Source organism: Acidovorax delafieldii 2AN (genome assembly GCF_000175235.1).
Lineage (GTDB): Bacteria > Pseudomonadota > Gammaproteobacteria > Burkholderiales > Burkholderiaceae_C > Acidovorax > Acidovorax delafieldii_B.
Genome location: NZ_ACQT01000440.1, coordinates 1 through 1,824, shown reverse-complemented (window position 1 = coordinate 1,824; position 1,824 = coordinate 1). Strand labels below are relative to the sequence as shown.

At 71.2% G+C, this 1,824-nt stretch carries 2 protein-coding genes and 1 pseudogene; all 3 read left to right on the top strand.

All coding sequences use genetic code 11. The features are described 5' to 3' along the window. Positions 1 to 947, top strand: a pseudogene (locus ACDELDRAFT_RS22005) (DUF802 domain-containing protein); the annotation flags it as partial. After that, positions 944 to 1,603, top strand: coding sequence for an OmpA family protein (locus ACDELDRAFT_RS22000; protein ID WP_005800845.1), 660 nt, complete (start codon positions 944 to 946; stop codon positions 1,601 to 1,603). The pseudogene ACDELDRAFT_RS22005 and the gene ACDELDRAFT_RS22000, both read left to right, overlap by 4 nt. Then, positions 1,578 to 1,824 (top strand): DUF2894 domain-containing protein (locus tag ACDELDRAFT_RS21995; RefSeq protein ID WP_232504821.1); only part of this gene is annotated, 247 nt, incomplete at its 3' end. The genes ACDELDRAFT_RS22000 and ACDELDRAFT_RS21995, both read left to right, overlap by 26 nt.

The window sequence follows — 1,824 nt, the reverse complement described above, 5'->3', positions numbered from 1 at the left end:
GGCAGAGCGCCGGCGCCCAGGCGGCGGCCCAACAGCAGGGCGTGTGCACGGCGCTGGAGGCAACGGCCACGCAGATCACCGAGCGCATGGCCGATCAGGTGGCCCGTTCGCTGGGCGGCGCGGCCGCTTTGATGGAACAGTCGGACGCGCTCTTGCGCACCCGCCTGGAGGCCGAGGACCGCTGGCTGCAGGGCCAGGGCCAGCGCATGGACGAACTCACGGGCGTCTGGCGCACCGAGCTGGCCGCCCTGCGCGACGCCGAAGCCGAGCGGGGCCAGGCGGCCGTGGACCGGCTCGATATGCTGCAGGCAGCTGTGGCGCAGCACCTGGCCACACTGGGGGCAGCCCTGGAGGCGCCGCTCACGCGCCTGCTGCAGACCGCGTCGGACGTGCCCCAGGCAGCCGCCGAAGTGATCACCCAGCTGCGCCAGGAGATGACGCGCCTGGGCGAGCGCGACAACGCCGCGCTCGAAGAGCGCACGGCCATGGTGGAGCAGATGGGCAGCCTGCTGCAGTCCATGAAAGAAGCGGCCGTGCAGCAGCGTGCCGCCATCGACACCCTGGTCGGCTCGGCCGCCGGGGTGCTTGAACAGGCGGGGCAGCAGTTTGCCGATGCGCTGGGTGCGCAGGCCGGCCAGGTGGACGAGGTGGCCGCGCATGTGGCCGCCAGCGCCGTCGAACTGGCCAGCCTGGGCGAGGCCTTCAACCACGGCGTGGGCCTGTTCAGTGCCAGCAACGAAACGCTCACGCAGAGCCTGCGGGGCATCGAAAGCGCCATCACCCAGGCCATGGGCCGCAGCGACGAGCAACTGGCGTACTACGTGGCGCAGGCGCGCGAGGTGATCGACCTGAGCATCAGCGCGCAGCAGGGCATCGTCGAAGACCTGCGCCGGCTTCACGCCAGCGCCGGTCGGTCGGCGGCACCGGCCGAGGGGGTGGCCGCGTGACGGGGCTGGACGACGCCCTGGACGAAGGCGCAGGCCAGACGGCGCCCGTATGGGCCGTGTTCGGCGACCTGATGGCAGGCCTGCTGGGGGCGTTCGTGCTCATTCTGGTGGGCGTGCTCGTGGTGCAGATCGACCTGGTGGCCAGCCTCAAGCAGGAGGTGGAAAAACGCCAGCAGGAAGAGCAGCGCCGCATGGCGCTCGAAAAGGCGCTGGCCATTCCGCTGGCCAGCGGGCGCGTCACCGTGCACAACGGGCGCATCGGCATCAGCGGCAGCGTGTTATTTGCCACGGGCTCCGACGAGTTGCGCCCGGAAGGCCGCCAGTTGCTCAAAAGCCTGGTGCCGCCGCTGCAGGTCTACCTGCGCGAGCGCGACGAGATGCTGATGGTGAGCGGCTTCACCGACAACACCACGTTGCTGCGCGGCCCCCACCAGCGCTTCGCCGACAACCTCGAACTGTCGGCACAGCGCGCCCTGACGGTGGCGCGCGCGCTCATCGATGAGGGCATGCCTTCGTCGCAGGTCTTCGCGGCCGCCTTCGGCGCCGAACAGCCGGTGGCCGACAACGCCGACGAAAAAGGGCGCGCGCAGAACCGCCGCGTGGAAATGGCCCCCGTGCCCCGGGCCTCGAATGTCCAGCCTGCGCGCAATGGGTGAGGCAGGCGGACCCACGCTGGCGTCCTTGCGTGCCGAGGGCGCGGATCGCCACGACCCGGCGCGCTTTCACTACCTGGAGGCGCTGTCACGGCGACTGCCACAGCAGTCCGCGCCGGTGCAGCGGATCCTCGCAGCGCGGCTGCAGCAGGCCGTGGCCGATTACGCCGCCCGTGCCAGCGACTCCGTGGTCGCCAGGGCTGCCGGCGGACTTGCAGAGGAGC